At 65.2% G+C, this 17653-nt stretch carries 15 protein-coding genes; 8 read left to right on the top strand and 7 right to left on the bottom strand.

Annotation, left to right across the window (positions count from 1 at the left end; all coding sequences use genetic code 11):
• Positions 1-5 precede the first annotated feature (5 nt).
• Positions 6-566, top strand: a complete 561-nt coding sequence (locus tag ACMG4O_RS11910; protein ID WP_142948857.1) for a DUF1285 domain-containing protein — start codon at positions 6-8, stop codon at positions 564-566.
• On the opposite strand, the gene ACMG4O_RS11905 is transcribed toward ACMG4O_RS11910, so the two are convergent.
• On the bottom strand, positions 563-1402 hold the full coding sequence (locus ACMG4O_RS11905; protein WP_194856436.1) for an ion transporter: 840 nt from the start codon (positions 1400-1402) through the stop codon (positions 563-565). The two genes, ACMG4O_RS11910 and ACMG4O_RS11905, sit on opposite strands and share 4 nt — an antisense overlap.
• Before the next feature lie 126 nt (positions 1403-1528).
• On the opposite strand from ACMG4O_RS11905, the gene ACMG4O_RS11900 reads away from it, so the two are divergent.
• Both ACMG4O_RS11900 and ACMG4O_RS11895 read left to right on the top strand, forming a co-directional pair.
• A complete protein-coding gene (locus tag ACMG4O_RS11900; RefSeq protein ID WP_142948855.1) occupies positions 1529-2386 on the top strand; it encodes a peroxiredoxin family protein in 858 nt (285 codons plus the stop codon).
• 217 nt (positions 2387-2603) lie between these two features.
• Positions 2604-4976 carry a hypothetical protein gene (locus tag ACMG4O_RS11895; protein WP_414433846.1) on the top strand — a complete coding sequence of 791 codons (2373 nt, stop codon included), beginning with the start codon at positions 2604-2606 and terminating at the stop codon, positions 4974-4976.
• Positions 4977-5101: 125 nt separating this feature from the next.
• Here ACMG4O_RS11895 and ACMG4O_RS11890 read toward each other — a convergent pair whose 3' ends face one another.
• Complete coding sequence (locus ACMG4O_RS11890) at positions 5102-6175, bottom strand: 3-deoxy-7-phosphoheptulonate synthase (RefSeq protein WP_142948853.1); 1074 nt, start codon at positions 6173-6175, stop codon at positions 5102-5104.
• 73 nt (positions 6176-6248) lie between these two features.
• On the bottom strand, positions 6249-6977 hold the full coding sequence (cobB, locus tag ACMG4O_RS11885) for a Sir2 family NAD+-dependent deacetylase (RefSeq protein ID WP_414433845.1): 729 nt from the start codon (positions 6975-6977) through the stop codon (positions 6249-6251).
• A gap of 42 nt (positions 6978-7019) precedes the next feature.
• Here cobB and ACMG4O_RS11880 point away from each other — a divergent pair, with 42 nt between their 5' ends.
• Positions 7020-7394 (top strand): hypothetical protein, encoded by a 375-nt coding sequence (locus tag ACMG4O_RS11880; RefSeq protein WP_414433844.1) that lies wholly within the window; start codon positions 7020-7022, stop codon positions 7392-7394.
• A 30-nt stretch (positions 7395-7424) separates the two neighbouring features.
• On the top strand, positions 7425-8966 hold the full coding sequence (locus ACMG4O_RS11875; RefSeq protein WP_142948851.1) for a bifunctional GNAT family N-acetyltransferase/carbon-nitrogen hydrolase family protein: 1542 nt from the start codon (positions 7425-7427) through the stop codon (positions 8964-8966).
• Positions 8967-8984: 18 nt separating this feature from the next.
• Here the strand turns inward: ACMG4O_RS11875 and ACMG4O_RS11870 are convergent, their stop codons facing one another.
• Positions 8985-9884, bottom strand: a complete 900-nt coding sequence (locus ACMG4O_RS11870; protein WP_414433843.1) for a LysR substrate-binding domain-containing protein — start codon at positions 9882-9884, stop codon at positions 8985-8987.
• Between the two features lie 151 nt (positions 9885-10035).
• On the opposite strand from ACMG4O_RS11870, the gene ACMG4O_RS11865 reads away from it, so the two are divergent.
• Positions 10036-10215: a hypothetical protein gene (locus ACMG4O_RS11865; RefSeq protein ID WP_414433842.1), complete on the top strand. Its 180-nt coding sequence runs from the start codon at positions 10036-10038 to the stop codon at positions 10213-10215.
• A gap of 251 nt (positions 10216-10466) precedes the next feature.
• On the opposite strand, the gene ACMG4O_RS11860 is transcribed toward ACMG4O_RS11865, so the two are convergent.
• Positions 10467-12122: an electron transfer flavoprotein-ubiquinone oxidoreductase gene (locus tag ACMG4O_RS11860; protein ID WP_414433841.1), complete on the bottom strand. Its 1656-nt coding sequence runs from the start codon at positions 12120-12122 to the stop codon at positions 10467-10469.
• 441 nt (positions 12123-12563) lie between these two features.
• Here ACMG4O_RS11860 and ACMG4O_RS11855 point away from each other — a divergent pair, with 441 nt between their 5' ends.
• Together ACMG4O_RS11855 and ACMG4O_RS11850 are read left to right on the top strand one after the other, a co-directional pair.
• Positions 12564-13313 carry an electron transfer flavoprotein subunit beta/FixA family protein gene (locus tag ACMG4O_RS11855; RefSeq protein WP_142948847.1) on the top strand — a complete coding sequence of 250 codons (750 nt, stop codon included), beginning with the start codon at positions 12564-12566 and terminating at the stop codon, positions 13311-13313.
• Positions 13313-14242, top strand: coding sequence for an electron transfer flavoprotein subunit alpha/FixB family protein (locus tag ACMG4O_RS11850; RefSeq protein ID WP_370210337.1), 930 nt, complete (start codon positions 13313-13315; stop codon positions 14240-14242). The genes ACMG4O_RS11855 and ACMG4O_RS11850 overlap by 1 nt, the downstream gene beginning before the upstream one ends.
• Before the next feature lie 176 nt (positions 14243-14418).
• Here the strand turns inward: ACMG4O_RS11850 and ACMG4O_RS11845 are convergent, their stop codons facing one another.
• Together ACMG4O_RS11845 and ACMG4O_RS11840 are read right to left on the bottom strand one after the other, a co-directional pair.
• Positions 14419-15528 (bottom strand): NAD(P)/FAD-dependent oxidoreductase, encoded by a 1110-nt coding sequence (locus ACMG4O_RS11845; RefSeq protein WP_414433840.1) that lies wholly within the window; start codon positions 15526-15528, stop codon positions 14419-14421.
• 9 nt (positions 15529-15537) lie between these two features.
• Positions 15538-17628 (bottom strand): LTA synthase family protein, encoded by a 2091-nt coding sequence (locus ACMG4O_RS11840; protein ID WP_414433839.1) that lies wholly within the window; start codon positions 17626-17628, stop codon positions 15538-15540.
• Positions 17629-17653 lie beyond the last annotated feature (25 nt).

Here is a 17653-nt window from a genome sequence, read left to right as displayed (position 1 = left end):
TTTCGATGAGCAAAGCCGAGGAATTACTGGCGCTGCTGGAAAAAGCCGACCAGGACGAACAGGGGCTGCCCCCGGTACACAAATGGCAGCCGGAACGCCAGGACGATATCGATATGCGCATCGCCCGCGACGGCACCTGGTATTACCAGGAATCGCCGATTCAGCGCGAGCGCATGGTCAAGCTGTTCTCCACCATTCTGCTGCGCGAAGGCGACGATTATTTTCTGGTCACGCCGGTGGAAAAGCTGCGCATCAAGGTGGATGACGCCCCCTTTGTCGCCACCGACGTGGAGCGCGTCACCGATGGCGACCGCGAGAAGCTGGTGTTCACCACCAATGTGGGGACCCATGTGGTGGCGGGCGCGCGCCATCCGTTACGGGTGGAGACCGACGCCGACAGCGGCGAGCCGGCGCCCTACGTGCATGTGCGCGACAACCTGGAAGCGCTCATCTCACGCAATATTTTCTACCAGCTGGTGGACTGGGCGCGCCGCGAAGAGCAGGGCGGCGGCGCCCGTCTGGTGGTGGATTCCGACGGCGAAACCTTCGAGCTCGGCGCGCTCTAGCCCGCGTCTTCCTGCCCGGGCTTGGGCAGGCCGGTGCCGCACTGCTTGCAGAAGCGGGCGTCCGGATCATGGTCATGGCGGTGGCAGTTGGGGCACTCGCGCTCGTAGCGCCGGGCCATGCTCGCCTTGGACATTTCCGCGGTGACGATGCCGGTGGGCACGGCGATGATGGCGTAACCGGTGATCATCGCCATGGACGCCACCGCCTGGCCCAGCGAGGTTTGCGGTGAAATATCGCCGTAGCCCACCGTGGTGATGGTGACGATGGCCCAGTAGATGCTGCGAGGAATGCTGGTGAAACCGTTGGCCGGCCCCTCCACCAGATACATCAGGCTGCCGAAGATGATGATCACGATCACCACCGAGAACATGAAGATGCCGATCTTGCGGCGGGTGCGCACCAGGGTGGCGCCGAGCTCGTTGGCCTCGGTCATCAGGTGGGCCAGCTTGAGCACCCGGAACACCCGCAATACGCGCAGCGCGCGGATGGTGAGCAGGTAGTTGGCGCCCGGCAGAAACAGGCTCAGGTAGGTGGGAATGATCGACAGCAGGTCCACCACCCCGAAAAAGCTGCGCGCGTAACGCAGCGGCCGGTCGCTGACCCACAGGCGGATCATGTACTCAAAGGTGAACAGCAGCGTAAAGAACCATTCCGCGCCGTACAGCCAGGTGCCGTATTGCTGATGGATGGACTGCACGCTGTCGAGCATCACCGCCGCGACGCTGGCGAGAATGGCGACGATCAGCAGCTGATCAAAATATTGCCCTGCCGGCGTATCGGTGCCGAAAATAATGTGGCGCCAGCGATCGCGCAGGGAAACGGAATCCGAACTCATGGAACCTCGGGCCGGGACATTGCGAGAACGCTATTCTGTCTTGTCCATCGTCCGTTGACCACTTAGTCTCTGTTTTATATACGAATAAAAAGCCGTCTGCTGTACCGCACCGCTTGAGGGGGGATCATGGCGCGCGTCAAAGCGTTGTTCATTTCGTTGTACCCATTCGCCTCGTTGTTTATCTGTGCCCATGCCCTGTGGCTGGGCTGGCAGGACCGGCATTGGCTGTGGGCCGGCCCGTTGCTGGTCAACGTGCCGATTCTGGTGTTGCTGGGCTGGCTGGTCAGCCTGGGGCCGGCGCGCACCAGCCCGCATTTGCCGCTGGCCACCCTGTGCGCCTGGCTCGGCGCGGCGGTGACCCTGCTGGGCACCTTGTCGCTCGGCGATCCCCGCTGGCTGGCCTGGTTGTACACCGGGCTGGGTCTGCTCGGCCTTTGCGCCTACCTGTTCTGGTACAGCCCCCTGCAGCGCGACGCCGCCGACGGCCCGCGGCCCGGCCAGTTGCTGCCGCCGCTGGCGTTCCGGGATCTGGAGGGGCGGCCGGTGTCCACCACCTCGCTGCACGGGGCGCCGGCGGTGATGCTGTTTTTCCGTGGCAACTGGTGCCCGGTGTGCATGGCCCAGGTGCGCGAGCTGGCCCGGCGTCGCCCGCAACTGGAACGGCGCGGTGCCCGCATTATCCTGGTCAGCGCTCAGCCCGGCGCCCGCACCGGTCGGCTTGCCGCCCGCCTGGGCGTGCCGATGGAGTGGTGGGTGGACCCGCAATTGGACGCCGCCCGGCAACTGCGCATCCTCGACCCCGGGGGCACGCCCCTGGGCCTGGAGCTGTTCGGCTACCCCTCGGACACGGTGCTGCCCACGGTGTTGATCACCGACGCCCGGGGCGAGATCTGCTACGTGGACCTGGCCGACAATTACCGGGTGCGCCCGGAACCCGCCACCTTCCTTCGCGTGCTGGACACCATGGTGCCGGCGCCGCGCTAGCCGCGGTGCTGGCACGGCCGTACCCTCGGGCGCTTCTCCGGTCAACAAAGGTTTCCGGGAGTCGTGCCGGATAACCGTTCGATTACCACCGCTACGCTTTATTACATACCCGCAACGGCGTGCATCTACATCGCTTTGCACACCCCTTCCATAGTCGCAAAGTCAGTCTCCATTTCGGGGGCCTAGCGACTAAGAAGTAAAAAGGGAGGGGTAAACCTTGGATACCAACATCAAACATCTCATCGGTGGTGGCGTGCTCGCGCTGCTGCTGACCGCCTGCGGCGGCGGAAGCAGCGGGGGCGGTGACGTCTCCGGCAATTCGCCGACGCCCTCAACCCGTGACCTGCCGGAAGAAATGGCGGCGGTCGTGGACGAGTCCAACGCCTTTACCGAAGAATTCTGCCCGGAGACCTCGGAAGGGGCCGCCGGCACGCCGCTTGATCCGGTTCTTTGCGTCGAGGAAAGCGAAGAATCCGAAGGCGGTGCGCCGGATCCCACCGACGTGGTCGCTCAGTTCTGTCCCACCGCGGCTTCCTCGTTCGATCTGGAAGGGGCGTTCGACCCGGCGGCGTTCACGGAAGGCTTCGATGATCCGGCCGCTTTCCTGACCGACGGCCCGTTGTCGTTCCCGATCGCCTGTCTGCAGGAATCGGCCACCAACCTGGACGGCCTGCAGGAGCTGATCGGCGGCAGCAACCCGATCACCGAGCAGCTGTGCCCGGTGGCGGCCACCGAGCCGTCCTTTGACCCGGCCACCTGTTTCGCGGAAGTGACCGGCGGCGCCAACGGCGGCCTGCCCGGTCTGCCCGGTGGCGGTGACGGCGGCGGCAGCGTGCCCGGTGCCGATCAGTTCCTGAACCAGTTCTGCCCGGAAAGCGCCGGTGCCGGTGTCGGCCCCGAGACCCCGCTGAACTGTCTCAACGAAGCCAGCCGTGTCTACATCACCATTGTCGACATGCTCACCAACCCGAACCCGCTCACCGAAGCCGTTTGTCCGCTGGAAGCCGGCACCGGCCGCGTGGACCCGGTGGTGTGTTTCGAGGAAGCCGTGAGCGGTGGCGGCCTGCCCGGCCTGCCCGGTCTGGGTGATCTGCCCGGTCTGCCTGGCGGCGGTGACGGTGGCGACGGCGGCACGCCGGACGTACCCGGTCTGGATCAGCTGACCGACGCGCTGTCCGGCATCTGCCCGGAGACCCTGGAAGCCGAAGTCGGCCCGACCACCCCGATCGACTGTCTGGCGGAAGCCGGCGGCAGCTTCGGCGGTTTCGAAGACCTGCTCGGCGGCCTGGGCGGCAGCAACCCGCTCACCGAGGCCCTGTGCCCGACCGCCGCCACGGCGGAAAGCTTTGACCCGGCGGCCTGCTTCACCGAAGCGGCCGGTCAGCTGCCCTCCGCACCCGGTGGTGGCGCCCCGCAGATTCCCGGCGCCGGCATGGCTCTGGAACGCATCTGCCCGGTGACCGCGGGTGAGGAAATCGGCCCCACCACGCCGTTCGACTGCCTGCTGGAACTGGGCGGCGGCTTCGGCGACCTGGAAGGTCTGCTCGGCGGTCTCGCCGACGGTGGTCTGGAAGGCGGCAACCCGCTGACCGACGCCCTGTGCCCGGTGACGTCCGAGGAAGGTCTGGATCCGGCGGCCTGCTTCATGGAAGCCCTGGAAGGTCTGCCCGGCGGCGTGCCGCTGCCCGGCGGTGACGGCGGCACCCCGGAGCTTCCCGGCGGTGAGCAACTGCTGGGCCAGCTGTGCCCGGAAGCCGGTGCCGGTGAAATCGGCCCGACCACCCCGATCGAGTGTCTGACCGAAGCCGGCCAGAACCTGGGCAACATCCAGGACATGCTCGGCGGCCTGGGCGGCAGCAACCCGCTCACCGAAGCCGTATGCCCGACCGCGTCCGCGGCCGAGCAGCTGGACCCGGCGGCGTGCCTGAGCGAAGCCCTGGGCGGCGGTCTGCCCGGCCTGCCCGGTGGCGGCGACGGCGGCGGCGTACCGGAAATTCCCGGTGTGAGCGATGGCCTGGCGCAGCTGTGCCCGGAAGCCGGTGCCGGCGAAATCGGCCCGACCACCCCGCTGGAGTGCCTCACCGAGGCCGGCCAGAACCTGGGCGGTCTCACCGACCTGCTGGGTGGCCTGGGCGGCAGCAACCCGCTCACCGACGCGCTGTGCCCGGCGGCCTCCGGCGCCGAGCAGCTTGATCCGGCGGCCTGCTTCACCGAAGCCCTGGGCAACCTGCCCGGCGCCCCCGGCGGCGACGGCGGCACCGGCGGCATCCCGGAAATCCCGGGTCTGAGCGACGGCCTGGCGCAAATCTGCCCGCTGGCACTGGAAGACGAAGTGGGTCCGACCACGCCGCTGGACTGCCTGATGGAAGCCGGCGGTAGCCTGAGCCAGCTCCAGGACCTGCTCGGCGGCCTGGGCGGCGGTGAAGGCGGTGAAGGCTCCGCTGATCCGGTGACCGGGCAGCTGTGCCCGGAAGCCGGCGCCGGCGGCCTCAGCCCGACCCTGCCGTTCGAATGTTTGCTGGAAGCGGGGCAGAACCTGCCCGAACTGCTGACCGGCCTGCCGGACCTGCTCGGCGGTCTGGCGCCGTAACGGCAACCACGGTTTGATCGGTGTCCCGCCGTTCGCGGCGGGGGCCGGTCCCCGAAAACAAAAAAGCCCCGGCCGAATGGCCGGGGCTTTTTTTGTGGCAGCTTGCCTTGCAAGCGAAAGGCCGGCTACTGATTCCGGCGGGGCAGGGTGTCGCGCACCTTGTCGGCGAGATCGCGGATGCTCTGCTCGGTGGTGTCCCAGGCGATACAGCCGTCGGTCACCGACACGCCGTATTCCAGATCGTCCAGATTGGCCGGCAGCTTCTGGTTGCCGCCCTTGAGGTGGGATTCCACCATCAGGCCGACAATCGACTTGTTGCCTTCCAGAATCTGGTTGCCGATGTTCTCCATCACCAGCGGCTGCAGGTTCGGGTCCTTGTTGGAGTTGGCGTGGGAGCAGTCCACCATGATGTTGGTGGACACACCGGCTTTCTCCAGAGCGCTCTCCGCCAGGGCCACGGACACCGAGTCGTAATTGGGCTTGCCGCCGCCGCCGCGCAGCACCACATGGGCGTAGGGGTTGCCCTTGGTGGTGGTCAGCGCCACCCGGCCGTCCGGGTCGATGCCCAGGAAACGGTGCGGATGCTTGACGCTGAGCATGGCGTTGACCGCCACGTCCAGGCTGCCGTCGGTGCCGTTCTTGAAGCCCACCGGGCCGGACAGCCCGGAAGACATCTCCCGGTGGGTCTGGGATTCGGTGGTGCGCGCGCCGATCGCCGACCAGGAGATCAGGTCCTGCATGTACTGCGGGGTGGTCGGGTCGAGTGCCTCGGTGGCCGCCGGCAGGCCCAGCTCGGCCACGTCGAGCAGCAGCTTGCGGGCAATGTGCAGGCCGTCCTGCACTTTGAAGGAGTCGTTCATGTAGGGGTCGTTGATCAGACCCTTCCAGCCCACCGTGGTGCGCGGCTTTTCGAAATACACGCGCAGCACCAGAAACAGGGCGTCGTCCACCTCGGCGGCCAGCTTCTTGAGCCGCTCGGCGTATTCCATGGCCGCTTTCGGGTCATGGATGGAGCAGGGGCCGATCACCACGAACAGGCGCGGATCCTTGCGGTCGAGGATGTCGCGGATCTGCTGGCGACCCTGGAATACGGTTTCCGCCGCCGCTTCGCTGAGCGGCAGCTTTTCCTTCAGGGCCCGGGGGGTGATCAGCACCTCCTGGGATTCGATGTTGAGATCGTCTAATTGCTTCTGGCTCATGAGTCTGGCTATGCCTGTTATTTCGGTGTCGACGGTTTTTGGCAGTCTAGCCGAATCCGTTGCAGGAATCAGCCTATTGCCGGGATAGAGTGGCGCTGGTGTCGCTGAGCAGTTCGCGGACATAGGCGGGCACCAGTTCGGTGGCGCGCCCGTGACGGTGTTCGTGAAACGCGGTGAGCTGCTCCGAGGGCTCCAGATTGAGTTCGGTGGTGTGCGCGCCGCTGGCCCGGGCTTCCGCCACGAAGCCGGCGGCCGGGTAGACGTTGCCGCTGGTGCCGATGCTTATAAAGCGCTCGCAGCCGGCCAGGGTGGCGTAGATGCGCTCCATCTCCAGGGGCATTTCACCGAACCACACCACGTGGGGGCGCAGGCAGCCGGCGGCGCCGCACACGGTGCAGGTCAGGGCCGGGTCCAGATCGCGGTCGGCGGCGACCAGGGTATCGGTGCTCTGGCAGCGCGCCTTGAGCAGCTCACCGTGCATGTGGATGACGTTCCGGCTACCGGCGCGCTCGTGCAGATCGTCCACGTTCTGGGTCACCACCAGCACCTGGCCGGGCAGCGCCTGCTCCAGCTCGGCCAGGGCCCGATGGGCGGCATTGGGCTGGATCGCCGGGTCACGCAACTGTTCACGCCGCCGGTTATAGAAGCTTTGCACACCATGCGGATCGCGCTGGAAGGCTTCCGGGGTGGCCACATCCTCGATGCGGTGGTTTTCCCACAGGCCGCCGGCGTCGCGAAACGTATTGATACCGGATTCCGCCGAGATTCCGGCGCCGGTAAGTATTACAATCCTTTCCTGCATGGCTGCTGCCTCCGCCTGTCTTCTTCGTTACCGTGGAGTGTTATGGATACCATCATCTCAAGGCAGGAAACACTTTCCCTGCCGGCCCGGGGACCTGTCAATTTGCTGCACTTCCACCAGGGTATGGTGCTGCTGATCGGCGCCGACGCGGTGGGTCTGTATCGCGACCGGCGCGCCGTGGAAGACCCGCTCGCCAATGGTCTGGTCGGCTACGAGCCGATTCCCGAGGCGCTGCGCTGCGAGTTCGAAGAGCCGGACGGCTATGTGGTCGAGCAGATGTCCGGTTTTATCGGCCTGCGTTCCGGCGCCGCCATGTTCATACGCCCGGATGGCGTGGCGCTGTACGCTAGCAGCCTGGATGCGCTGCACAACCGTGATTGCCAGTGGGTAATCCCGTTTCCACCCCTTAATTCCTAGGAACCGCCGGTTCCTTCACTGGAGAGATCCATGGCTGAAGAAAGCACTCGCCTTCGTCTGCGGCAACTGACCCTGGAAGACTACCCGGCGCTGGCCCGGTTGATGGATCAGGTGTACCACGACATCGGCGGTGCCTGGCCCGAGGAAACCATCGCCACCCTGATCCGGTTGTTCCCGGAAGGGCAGTTGGTGATCGAGGACAACGGCACGCTGATCGCCACGGCGTTGACGGTAAAGGTGAGCTACGACCGGTTCTCCAACCCGCACCGCTACGAAGACCTGATCACCGACGACAAGGTGCGCTCGCACAGCCGCAAGGGCGATGCGCTGTACGGCCTGGACGTGTTCGTGGACCCCGAGTACCGGGGTTACCGCCTGGGCCGGCGGCTCTACGAGGCGCGCAAGGATCTGTGCCGGGAGGAAAACCTGCGGGCGATTCTGGCCGGCGGCCGTCTGCCCGGCTACACCAACTACGCGGACAAGATGACGGTGACCGAGTACATCGCCGAAGTGGAAGCCCGCACCATTTACGACCCGATTCTGACCTTCCAGCTGTCCAACGGTTTCGACGTCAAGCGCCTGCTGGTGAAGTACCTGCCCGAGGACGAAAGCTCGCGCGGCTACGCCACCCTGCTGGAATGGGACAATATCCTCTATCAGCCGGAGGACGACGGCGACTGGCCGCGCCGCTCGGTGGTGCGCCTGGGCGTGGTGCAGCGCCGCATGCGCAGCGCGCGCTCGGTGGAAGACCTGCTCAGCCAGGTGGAGTTCTTCATCGATTCGCTGTCCGATTACCGGGCCGATTTCGCCGTGCTGCCGGAATTCTTCAGCGCGCCGCTGATGGGCCTCAAGACCGACCTCAATTCCGTGGAAGCGGTGCGTTACCTGGCCAGCTTCACCGAGGAAATCCGCGACGCCATGGCGGACATGGCGGTGAGCTACAACATCAACATCATCGGCGGCTCCATGCCGCTGGAAGAGGACGGGCGCATTTATAATGTCGCCTATCTGATGCGCCGCGACGGCTCGGTGGAGCAGCAGAAGAAGATTCACATCACCCCCCACGAGCGCAAGGACTGGGCGATCCAGGGCGGTGACGGCCTGCGTATTTTCGACACCGACGCCGGCCGCATCGGCATTCTGATCTGCTACGACGTGGAGTTTCCGGAGCTGGGCCGGCTGCTCGCCGAGCAGGGCATGGAGATTCTGTTCGTGCCGTTCTGGACCGACACCAAGAACGGCTACCTGAGGGTGCGTCATTGCGCCCAGGCGCGGGCGATCGAGAACGAATGCTACGTGGCGATTTCCGGCAGCGTCGGCAATCTGCCGCGCGTGGATAACGTGGACATTCAGTACGCCCAGTCCGCGGTATTTTCACCCAGCGACTTCTACTTCCCCCACGACGGCACCATCAGCGAGTCGGTGCCCAACACCGAGATGCTGCTGTTCGCCGACATCGACCTGGAAAAGCTCAAGCTGCTGCACAGCGAAGGCTCGGTCACCAATATCCGTGACCGCCGCAAGGACCTGTACAGCCTGGTCTGGAAGGGCAAGGAAGAGCTCGACCCCTGAGGTCCGGGGCGGCGCGTGTCAGCGCCGCTCGCGGAAGGTTTGCACCACCTGTTCCGCCAGGGCTTCGGCGGCGGGGCCGGAGCCGTCGCGGCGCACCAGCGCGATCTGGTAATCACCCAGGGCGGGCAGGCCGCTTTCCGGGCCGAGCACCCGCAGCGGCGGCTGCACCAGGCTGGCGGGGAAGGGCGCCACCGCCAGGTCGGCCAGCATGGCCGCTTCCTGGCCGGCGCAGTGCTCACTGTTGTAGGCCACCCGGTAGCTGATTTCCGCTTTATCCAGCGCGCCCAGCGCCATCTCCCGCCAGGCACAGCCGTGGTTGGCCAGCGACAGCGGCAGCGGCGAACGCTGCACTGCCACGCCGCCGTCGCGACCGGCCCAGACCAGCGGCTCGGTGTGCACCACCTCACCACGCTTGGCGCTCAGATCGCTGTAGCCGAGCGTGACCAGCGCCAGGTCCAGTTCGCCGTCGTCGAGCCGTTTCAGCAGGTCGATGCTGCGCCCGGCGTTCACGTTCACCTGCACCGCCGGGTGCGAGCGCGCGAAGCGGGTCAGCACCTGGGGCAGCACCCGGGTGCCCACATCGTCCGGCGTGCCCAGGCGCACGCTGCCTTCCAGGGACGGCGCCAGAAACCGGCCCACCGCTTCCTCGTTGAGCTTGAGCAGCCGGCGTCCGTAGCCGAGCAGCACCTCCCCCTCCGGCGTCAGGGACACCCGGCGCGCCTCGCGTATGAACAGGCTCTGGCCCAGAGTCTCCTCCAGGCGTTTGATCTGCATGCTCAACGCGGACGGGGTGCGGAACACCTGATGGGCGGCGCGGGTGAAGCTGCCGTTCTCGGCAATGGCCACGAAAGTCCGCAGGGTGTCGGTGTCGAGAAGAGGCAGCGAGGCGTTCTCCGGCCGGGCCTTGGCGACGGTCATGGCGGGCTCTCCAATCGTTCAATATTTCTGAATGGATAATGTAGTTCTTTTCGTTGGAGTTAACAATGTGAAGCCTGCATGCTTTCTTCCATAGGCCGGGACGGTGCCCGGTCGGCGACCGATCAAGGAGAGCGTCATGAAGGAGAGAGTCATGCAACAGAAGCCACGCATCCAACGCGACTACCCGGACCCGCAGTTGTACATGCCGGCGATGCCGCCGCTGGGCCTGCTCAACGCCTTTGAGCGCCGCGTCCAGAAATGGTGGCGCCAGCGCGCCGAGCGCCGGCAGGCGGCGGCACTGCGCCGCTCACGCCCCAGCGGCCAGCATTAGGCGACTTGTGGGAGCTTGCTTGCAAGCGAAAGGCCGGCAAAGCCGGCCGGCGGGATTCCAGAGAGCTTGTTTGAGCTGCCGTTAGACAGGCCTCTGGTATCCCGCCGGGAGCTTCGCTCCCTTTCGCGGGCGGGGCCCGCTCCCACAAGCCCGCTCCCACAAGGTGCTCGCACAAGGGCCCGCAGCCCAAATTCCGGACACAAAAAAGGCGCCGTTAAGGCGCCTTTCTTGTTGCGATTGAGCCCGCCGAATTACATGTTCGGGTAATTCGGGCCGCCGGTGCCTTCCGGCGCCACCCAGTGGATGTTCTGGGTGGGGTCCTTGATGTCGCAGGTCTTGCAGTGCACACAGTTCTGCGCGTTGATCTGGAAGCGCTTGTCACCGGTGCTTTCGTCCTCGACCACTTCGTACACGCCCGCCGGGCAGTAGCGCTGCGCCGGTTCGTCGTACTTGGGCAGGTTGTACTCGATCGGCACGCTGGGGTCCTTCAGCGTCAGGTGGCAGGGCTGATCTTCTTCATGGTTGGTGTTGGACAGGAACACCGAATCCAGTTTGTTGAAGGTCAGTTTGCCGTCCGGCTTGGGATAGCTGATTTTCTTGCACTGATCCGCCGGCTTCAGGGTGTCGTGGTCCGGGGTGGTGTCCCGCATCGTGAACGGCATCTTGCCGTTGAGGATGTTGAGGTCCACGAACGCGAAGGCGGAACCCAGCAGGTTGCCGAACTTGTGCTGGGCCGGGCCGAAGTTGCGCTGCGTGTGCAGCTCTTCGAACACCCAGCTGCTCTCGAACTGGCTCTTGTACTCGGTCAGCTCGTCGCTGCCACGGCCGTCCTTGATGGCCTTGGAAATCACTTCCGCGGCGATCATGCCGGACTTCATGGCGGTGTGGTTACCCTTGATCTTGGCGAAGTTCAGGGTGCCGGCGTCACAGCCCACCAGCAGACCGCCCGGGAAGGTCATCTTCGGCAGGGACTGCAGGCCGCCCTTGGCGATGGCCCGGGCGCCGTAGCTGACGCGCTTGCCGCCTTCCAGGAATTTTTTGATTTCCGGGTGGGTTTTCCAGCGCTGCATTTCATCGAAGGGTGAAACGTGCGGGTTGGAATAACCCAGGTCGGTGATCAGACCCAGGGTCACCTGGTTGTCTTCCATGTGGTACAGGAAGCCACCGCCGTGGGAGCCGGATTCGCTCAGCGGCCAGCCGGCGGTGTGCACCACCAGGCCCTGCTGATGCTTGGCCGGATCGATTTCCCACAGTTCCTTGATGCCCAGACCGTAGTGCTGGGCATCGACGCCTTCGCGCAGGTTGAATTTTTCCATCAACCCTTTGCCCAGGTGGCCGCGGCAGCCTTCGGAGAACACGGTGTACTTGGCGTGCAGCTCCATGCCGGGGGTGTAGCTGGGCTTCTTCTCGCCGTTGTGGTCGATGCCGGAATCGCCGGTGGCGATGCCTTTCACCGAGCCGTCCTCGTTATAGAGCACTTCGGTGGCGGCGAAGCCGGGGAACACTTCGATACCGAGGCCTTCCGCCTGTTCGGCGAGCCAGCGGCACAGGTTGCCCAGGGAAATAACGTAGTTGCCCTCGTTGTGCATGGTCTTGGGCACGAACGGGTTGGGCACCTTGGAGCCTTTCTCGGCGCCGGTGAAGTAGAAGATTTCGTCGCCGCCGACTTCGGTGTTCAGCGGGGCGCCGAGTTCTTTCCAGTTGGGGAACAGCTCGTTAAGCGCGCGCGGCTCGAATACCGCGCCGGAGAGGATATGGGCGCCTACTTCAGAGCCTTTCTCCACCACCACGACGCTGAGTTCCTGACCGCTTTCCTGGGCGATTTGACCCAGGCGGCATGCGGTTGCCAGACCGGACGGACCGGCGCCGACGATGACGACGTCGACTTCCATAGATTCGCGTTCCACAGCCTGTCTCCTAGCTTTCGGTTCTCTTGGGGTGGCGCGGAGTATAAAGGCATCCTCCATATCGCACCACTTTTCGGAATCGACTTTCACGCCGATTCAAACACTTGTTTGGATTATCCCTTGCCAGGTGGTTGATTTACAAGGATATCGGCGACCGGCGGGTCATGAAACAACGACACAATTGGCAGCAAAATCATCCGCTTACCCGACTTCGGCCTATTGACCTGCCGGGGGGCAGCGTTCAAGATACCGGCTCTCGCGCGGGGCCCCGGCGTTCGGCGTCGTCTCGCCTCTTTCATCGTTTCCGTCCTTATTAAGTACTGGTGAAAGCGAGTATTCGGGCGGGTTGCCACAAGGCACGGTGGGCTTCCAAACCCTGCTTTGTGGCAGCCCCCGGACGGAAGCGACTTCAGTCACCAAGTGGAAGATTCCGAGGATCCTATGAAGGTTCTTGTACCCATCAAGCGAGTCATTGACTACAACGTTAAGGTTCGCGTGAAGGCGGACAACTCTGGCGTTGATCTCGCCAATGTGAAAATGGCCATGAACCCCTTCTGCGAAATCGCCGTGGAAGAAGCGGTACGCCTGAAAGAAAAAGGCGTCGTGACCGAAATCGTCGCTGTCAGCATCGGCCCGAAAGCCGCTCAGGAACAGCTGCGCACCGCCATGGCGCTGGGCGCCGACCGGTCCATCCTGGTGGAAACCGATGAAGAGATTCAGCCGCTGGGCATCGCCAAGGCGCTGAAAGCCATCGTTGAAGAGGAAAAGCCGGAAATGGTGATCCTCGGCAAACAGGCCATCGACGATGACAACAACCAGACCGGCCAGATGCTGGCTGCTCTGACCGGCATGCCCCAGGGCACGTTCGCCTCTGAAGTGAACGTGGAAGAAGGCAAGGTCAAGGTGACCCGTGAAATCGACGGCGGCCTGCAGACCGTGGAACTGAAACTGCCGGCGGTGGTGACCACCGACCTGCGTCTCAACGAGCCGCGCTACGCTTCCCTGCCCAACATCATGAAAGCCAAGAAGAAGCCGCTGGACGTTAAAACCCCGGCTGATCTGGGCGTTGATATGACCCCCCGCGTGACCATCGAGAAGGTGGAAACACCGGCCGAGCGCAAGGCGGGCGTTATGGTGGGCTCCGTGGACGAGCTGGTCGAGAAACTGAAGAACGAAGCGAAGGTGATCTGATGAGTGTTTTAGTTTACGCCGAACACGACAACGCCACGCTCAACAAGGTTACTTTGAGCGTTCTCGCCGCCGCCAAGGAAATCGGCGGTGACATCACCGTGCTGGTCGCCGGCAAAGGCTGCGGCGCCGTGGCCGAGGAAGCCGCCAAGGCGGAAGGCGTGAGCAAGGTACTGTGCGCCGACAACGACGCCTACGAGCATCAGCTGGCCGAGAACATCGCCGAGCTGGTCGCCGAAGTGGGCGCCGATTACAAGCACATCCTGGCCGCCGCCACCACCACCGGCAAGAACTTCGCGCCGCGTGTGGCCGCGCTGCTGGACGTCGCCCAGATCTCCGAGATCTCCGACGTGGTTGACGGCGACACCTTCCGTCGTCCGATCTACGCCGGTAACGCCATCGCCACCGTCAAGTGCACCGACGAGAAGAAAGTGATCACCGTGCGTGGCACTTCCTTCGACGGCGTGGCGGCGGAAGGCGGCTCCGCGTCCGTGGAAAACCTGGACGTGGTGAAAGACAGCGGTCTGTCCAGCTTTGTCAGCGAAGAGCTGGCCAAGTCCGACCGTCCCGAGCTGACCAGCGCCGACATCGTGATCTCCGGTGGCCGCGGCATGGGCAACGGCGACAACTTCGAGATCCTGTACAAGGTGGCCGACAAGCTGGGCGCCGCCGTCGGTGCCTCCCGCGCCGCCGTGGACGCCGGCTTCGTACCCAACGACATGCAGGTGGGTCAGACCGGTAAGATCGTCGCACCCCAGCTGTACATGGCGGTGGGCATCTCCGGTGCGATTCAGCACCTGGCCGGCATGAAGGACTCCAAAGTGATCGTTGCCATCAACAAGGACGAGGAAGCCCCGATTTTCCAGGTGGCGGACTACGGCCTGGTGGCGGATCTCTTCGAGGCCGTTCCGGAGCTCGACAGCAAGCTCTGATCCCGATGTAACATCGGTATCAACGAAAAAGCCCGGCCTTCGCGCCGGGCTTTTTTGTGCCTGAAATTTGTGGAGGTGAGGGCGCTGTGGGAGCGGGCCCCGCCCGCGAAAGGCAAGCAAAGCTTGCCGGCAACGGTTGCCCCGGAGGATCCCAGAGGCCTGTTCCAACTCCATAGTTATGCCGATTCTTCGAGTCGCTCCGCCAGCGCCAGGGCGGCGGTAAGCCCCGGCGATTCAATGCCGAGCAGGTTTACCAGGCCGTCGATACCGTGCTCCCCCTGGCCCTGGATCAGAAAGTCCCGGTAGGGCTTGCCGTCCAGCCACAGCTTGGGGCGCACGCCGGCGTAGTCCGGCTGCAGCGCGCCCGCCGGCAGGCCCGGCCAGTAGCGCCGCACCGCCTGCTCGAAGCTTTCCCGGCGACTTTCGTCCACCCGGTAGTCCGGCCGTTCCGCCCACTCCACGTCGGGCCCGAAACGGGCGCCGCCGGCCAGATCCAGGGTCAGGTGGACGCCCAGGCCGTCGGCGTCGGGCAGGGGATAGATCAGCCGCTCGGCGGGCGGTTTGCCGCGCAGCTTGAAGTAGTGCCCCTTGGCGAAGCGCTGTTCCGGCCGATGCTTTTCCGGCAACCCGTCCATCAGGCCGGTGAGAGGCACCGCGCCGAGGCCGGCGGCGTTGATCAGGCGCTCCGCGCGCAGCTGGAAAGGCTGGTCCGGGCCTTCCACGGTGAGGGTGAAACGCCCCGGCCGGCAGTCGATATGCGTCACCCTGTGACGCAGGGCGATCACCGCGCCGTGGTTTTCCGCTTCCGCGGCCAGACTGGCCATCAGGCCGTGGCTGTCGACGATGCCGCTGGTGGCGCTCTCCAGCGCCTGCTCCGCGCGCAGCCAGGGCGCCTCCCGGCGCAGCCGCTCGCGGCTCACCAGGCTGAGCCCCTTGGCGCCGGCGGCGCGGGCGTTGGCGTACAGGTCCTCCAAAGCCCCCGTCTGGCCGGGGCCGGCCACCACCCATTTGCCGCAGCGGCGGTGGGCGATGCCCCGGGCGGCGCAGTACTCGTAGAGCAGCGCCTTGCCGCGCAGGCAGGTTTCCGCCTTGAGCGAGCCGGGCGGGTAGTAGAGCCCGCCGTGGATCACTTCGCTATTGCGCGAGGAAAGATGCTCGCCGATGTGGGCTTCCGCCTCCAGAACGACCACCGCCTGGCCGGCCCGGGCCAGGCGCCGGGCCACCGCCAGACCGATGACGCCGGCGCCGATCACCACGCAGCCGGTTTCTTCCAGCGGCAAGGACATGGCTTGGCCTTACCGTGCCCCTTCCGGTTCAACGTCTCCGGAGGCCGCTTTCTCGCCTTTGCCGTCGTTCACCGCGTTGTCGTAGAACAGATAGCGGGAGGTCTCGTACGTGCCCCGGGCCAGATCGAACAGCTTCTGGAAGGTTTCCGGGTCGTCGCCGGCCCGGTCCTGCTCAGGCTCGTCGCTGTACAGCTCGTGCAGGGTGGCCGCTTCGCCGTCGTGGTTGAGGCGCGCCAGGTGCTCGCGGGTGACCATGCCGATCTGCGGCGCCGGGCCCTCGCGCAGTACCACGAAGGCGCTGCGTTCGCCCTCCGGGGCCGGCATCTGGATGTCCCGGCCCAGGGTGGTGTTGCGGTATTCCATACCCAGCATGCCGGCCAGGGTCGGCATCACGTCCACCAGGCTGACCACGTCTTTCACATGGCGCGGCTCCAGCATGCCGGGGGCGTACAGCATGTGCGGCACATGGTGGCTTTCCAGGCCCAGTTGCTCCTGGAAGGGCGGCATGTGCGAGAGGGTGGTGATGCGATTGTTGTGGTCGCCGAAGAACACGAAAATGGTGTTATCGAAGTAATCGCTTTCCCGGGCCATGTCCATGTAGCGGCCCACGTTGTAGTCGAGCAGCCGCACCGCGTTGTACTGGGCGGTATTGCGGAAGCCGTTGGCGTTGAGTTCCTGTTCCGGCGGCGAACGGGTTTCGAAGTCGTCGTTGTTCTCCGGAATGGTGAAGGGCCGGTGGTTGCCGGCGGTCTGGATAAAGGCGAAGAACGGCTGGTCCGACGGCAGGGCCTCCAGAATCCGGTGGGATTCCTTGAACAGGTTCAGGTCGGAGATGCCCCAGACGTCCACGTTGGGCGACTGCCAGTCGCCTTCCTCGTAGAGCTCCAGGTCGTCGATGCTGCGCGTGAGCACCGCCTCCAGGTTGGCCCAGCCGGCGTTGCCGCCCACCATGTACAGCTTCCGGTAGCCCTCCAGCTGGTTGACGATGTTGCGCTGGTGGCCGATCAGCGGGTTACGGCTGGCGGTCTCCTCCGGCGCCACGTCGGGGATGCCGGTGAGAAACGCCCAGATGCTTTTCGCGGTGCCGGTGACCGGCACGTAGAAGTGCTCGAAGAACCAGCCTTCGCGGGCGATGCGGTCGAGATTGGGGGTGGGGTCGAACGGTGTGCCGTAGGCGCCCACGCGGCTGGCGCCCAGCGATTCCAGCATCACCACCACGATGTTCGGCGGCCGGTCCACGTCCAGCCGGTGCGGCTGGACCGACACGTTGCGCTCGAAATTCAGCGGCTCCCGGGCCTGCTCCGGCAGCGCCAGGAAGTCCGCCATCAGCGGGTAGTATTTCTCCACCGCCTCGCGGTCGAAGGGCTCGCTGCTGAGCAGGGTGGTGTCGTAGAGGAACAGCACCGGATTCAGCCCCAGGGCCGCCACCGCGTTATTGCCGGAGGCGAAGGCGTCACTCCAGCGCAGCGGCACCGGGTTTTCCAGGTTGATGTCGGAGACCCGGCCGAGCAGGCCGAACACCAGCGCCAGGAATACCACCACGCCGCCGATCCACTTGCTGCCGGTGCCCATGGGCATCGGCGCGCGCAGCAGGAAACGGCGCGCCAGCGCCCGGAAAATCAGCGCCATCACCGCGGTCACGGCCAGCCAGCCCAGGGTGATCCACACCACCGGATAGCTTTCCCAGACCATGCGGGTGGAGATCGCGGTGTCTTCCAGGAAGCGGAAGGCGGTCACGTTCAGCCGGTCGCCCAGGTAGACGTAATGGCCGAAGTCGAGGATGTAGGTGAGCACCACGACCAGCACCGCCAGGGTGATGTACACCAGCCCCAGCACCCGCACCGGGGCCGAGCGCACCAGGTTAAAGCGCGGCAGCCAGGCCAGCACCGCCAGGGGCAGCACCATCAGCAACGCCAGCCGCAGATCGAAGCGCAGCCCCACGCCCAGGGCATGGTAAAGGTCGCCGGAATCCGCCTGCACGGTGTCGCCCACTTCGGAGAAGAACGCGAAGAACACCGCTCTCATAACCACGAACAGTGCGAACAGCGCCACCACGCTGGATGCCAGAAAACGAAGCCGGCGTGACTTCCACCACCCCATGTATGCCTCCGGGTCAGGTTGATAG

It is taken from the genome of Alloalcanivorax venustensis (genome assembly GCF_047495515.1).
GTDB lineage: Bacteria > Pseudomonadota > Gammaproteobacteria > Pseudomonadales > Alcanivoracaceae > Alloalcanivorax > Alloalcanivorax venustensis.
Note: the sequence above shows the minus strand (reverse complement) of the source record. Positions and strands in the feature narration are given on the sequence as shown.

What these genes read in the sequence shown, in the direction of transcription:
- ACMG4O_RS11910 (WP_142948857.1), top strand. Translation starts at nt 6, where the DNA reads ATGAGCAAAGCCGAGGAATTACTGGCGCTGCTGGAAAAAGCCGACCAG.
- ACMG4O_RS11905 (WP_194856436.1), bottom strand. Translation starts at nt 1,402, where the DNA reads ATGAGTTCGGATTCCGTTTCCCTGCGCGATCGCTGGCGCCACATTATT.
- ACMG4O_RS11900 (WP_142948855.1), top strand. Translation starts at nt 1,529, where the DNA reads ATGGCGCGCGTCAAAGCGTTGTTCATTTCGTTGTACCCATTCGCCTCG.
- ACMG4O_RS11890 (WP_142948853.1), bottom strand. Translation starts at nt 6,175, where the DNA reads ATGAGCCAGAAGCAATTAGACGATCTCAACATCGAATCCCAGGAGGTG.
- cobB (WP_414433845.1), bottom strand. Translation starts at nt 6,977, where the DNA reads ATGCAGGAAAGGATTGTAATACTTACCGGCGCCGGAATCTCGGCGGAA.
- ACMG4O_RS11880 (WP_414433844.1), top strand. Translation starts at nt 7,020, where the DNA reads ATGGATACCATCATCTCAAGGCAGGAAACACTTTCCCTGCCGGCCCGG.
- ACMG4O_RS11875 (WP_142948851.1), top strand. Translation starts at nt 7,425, where the DNA reads ATGGCTGAAGAAAGCACTCGCCTTCGTCTGCGGCAACTGACCCTGGAA.
- ACMG4O_RS11870 (WP_414433843.1), bottom strand. Translation starts at nt 9,884, where the DNA reads ATGACCGTCGCCAAGGCCCGGCCGGAGAACGCCTCGCTGCCTCTTCTC.
- ACMG4O_RS11865 (WP_414433842.1), top strand. Translation starts at nt 10,036, where the DNA reads ATGCAACAGAAGCCACGCATCCAACGCGACTACCCGGACCCGCAGTTG.
- ACMG4O_RS11855 (WP_142948847.1), top strand. Translation starts at nt 12,564, where the DNA reads ATGAAGGTTCTTGTACCCATCAAGCGAGTCATTGACTACAACGTTAAG.
- ACMG4O_RS11850 (WP_370210337.1), top strand. Translation starts at nt 13,313, where the DNA reads ATGAGTGTTTTAGTTTACGCCGAACACGACAACGCCACGCTCAACAAG.
- ACMG4O_RS11845 (WP_414433840.1), bottom strand. Translation starts at nt 15,528, where the DNA reads ATGTCCTTGCCGCTGGAAGAAACCGGCTGCGTGGTGATCGGCGCCGGC.
- ACMG4O_RS11840 (WP_414433839.1), bottom strand. Translation starts at nt 17,628, where the DNA reads ATGGGGTGGTGGAAGTCACGCCGGCTTCGTTTTCTGGCATCCAGCGTG.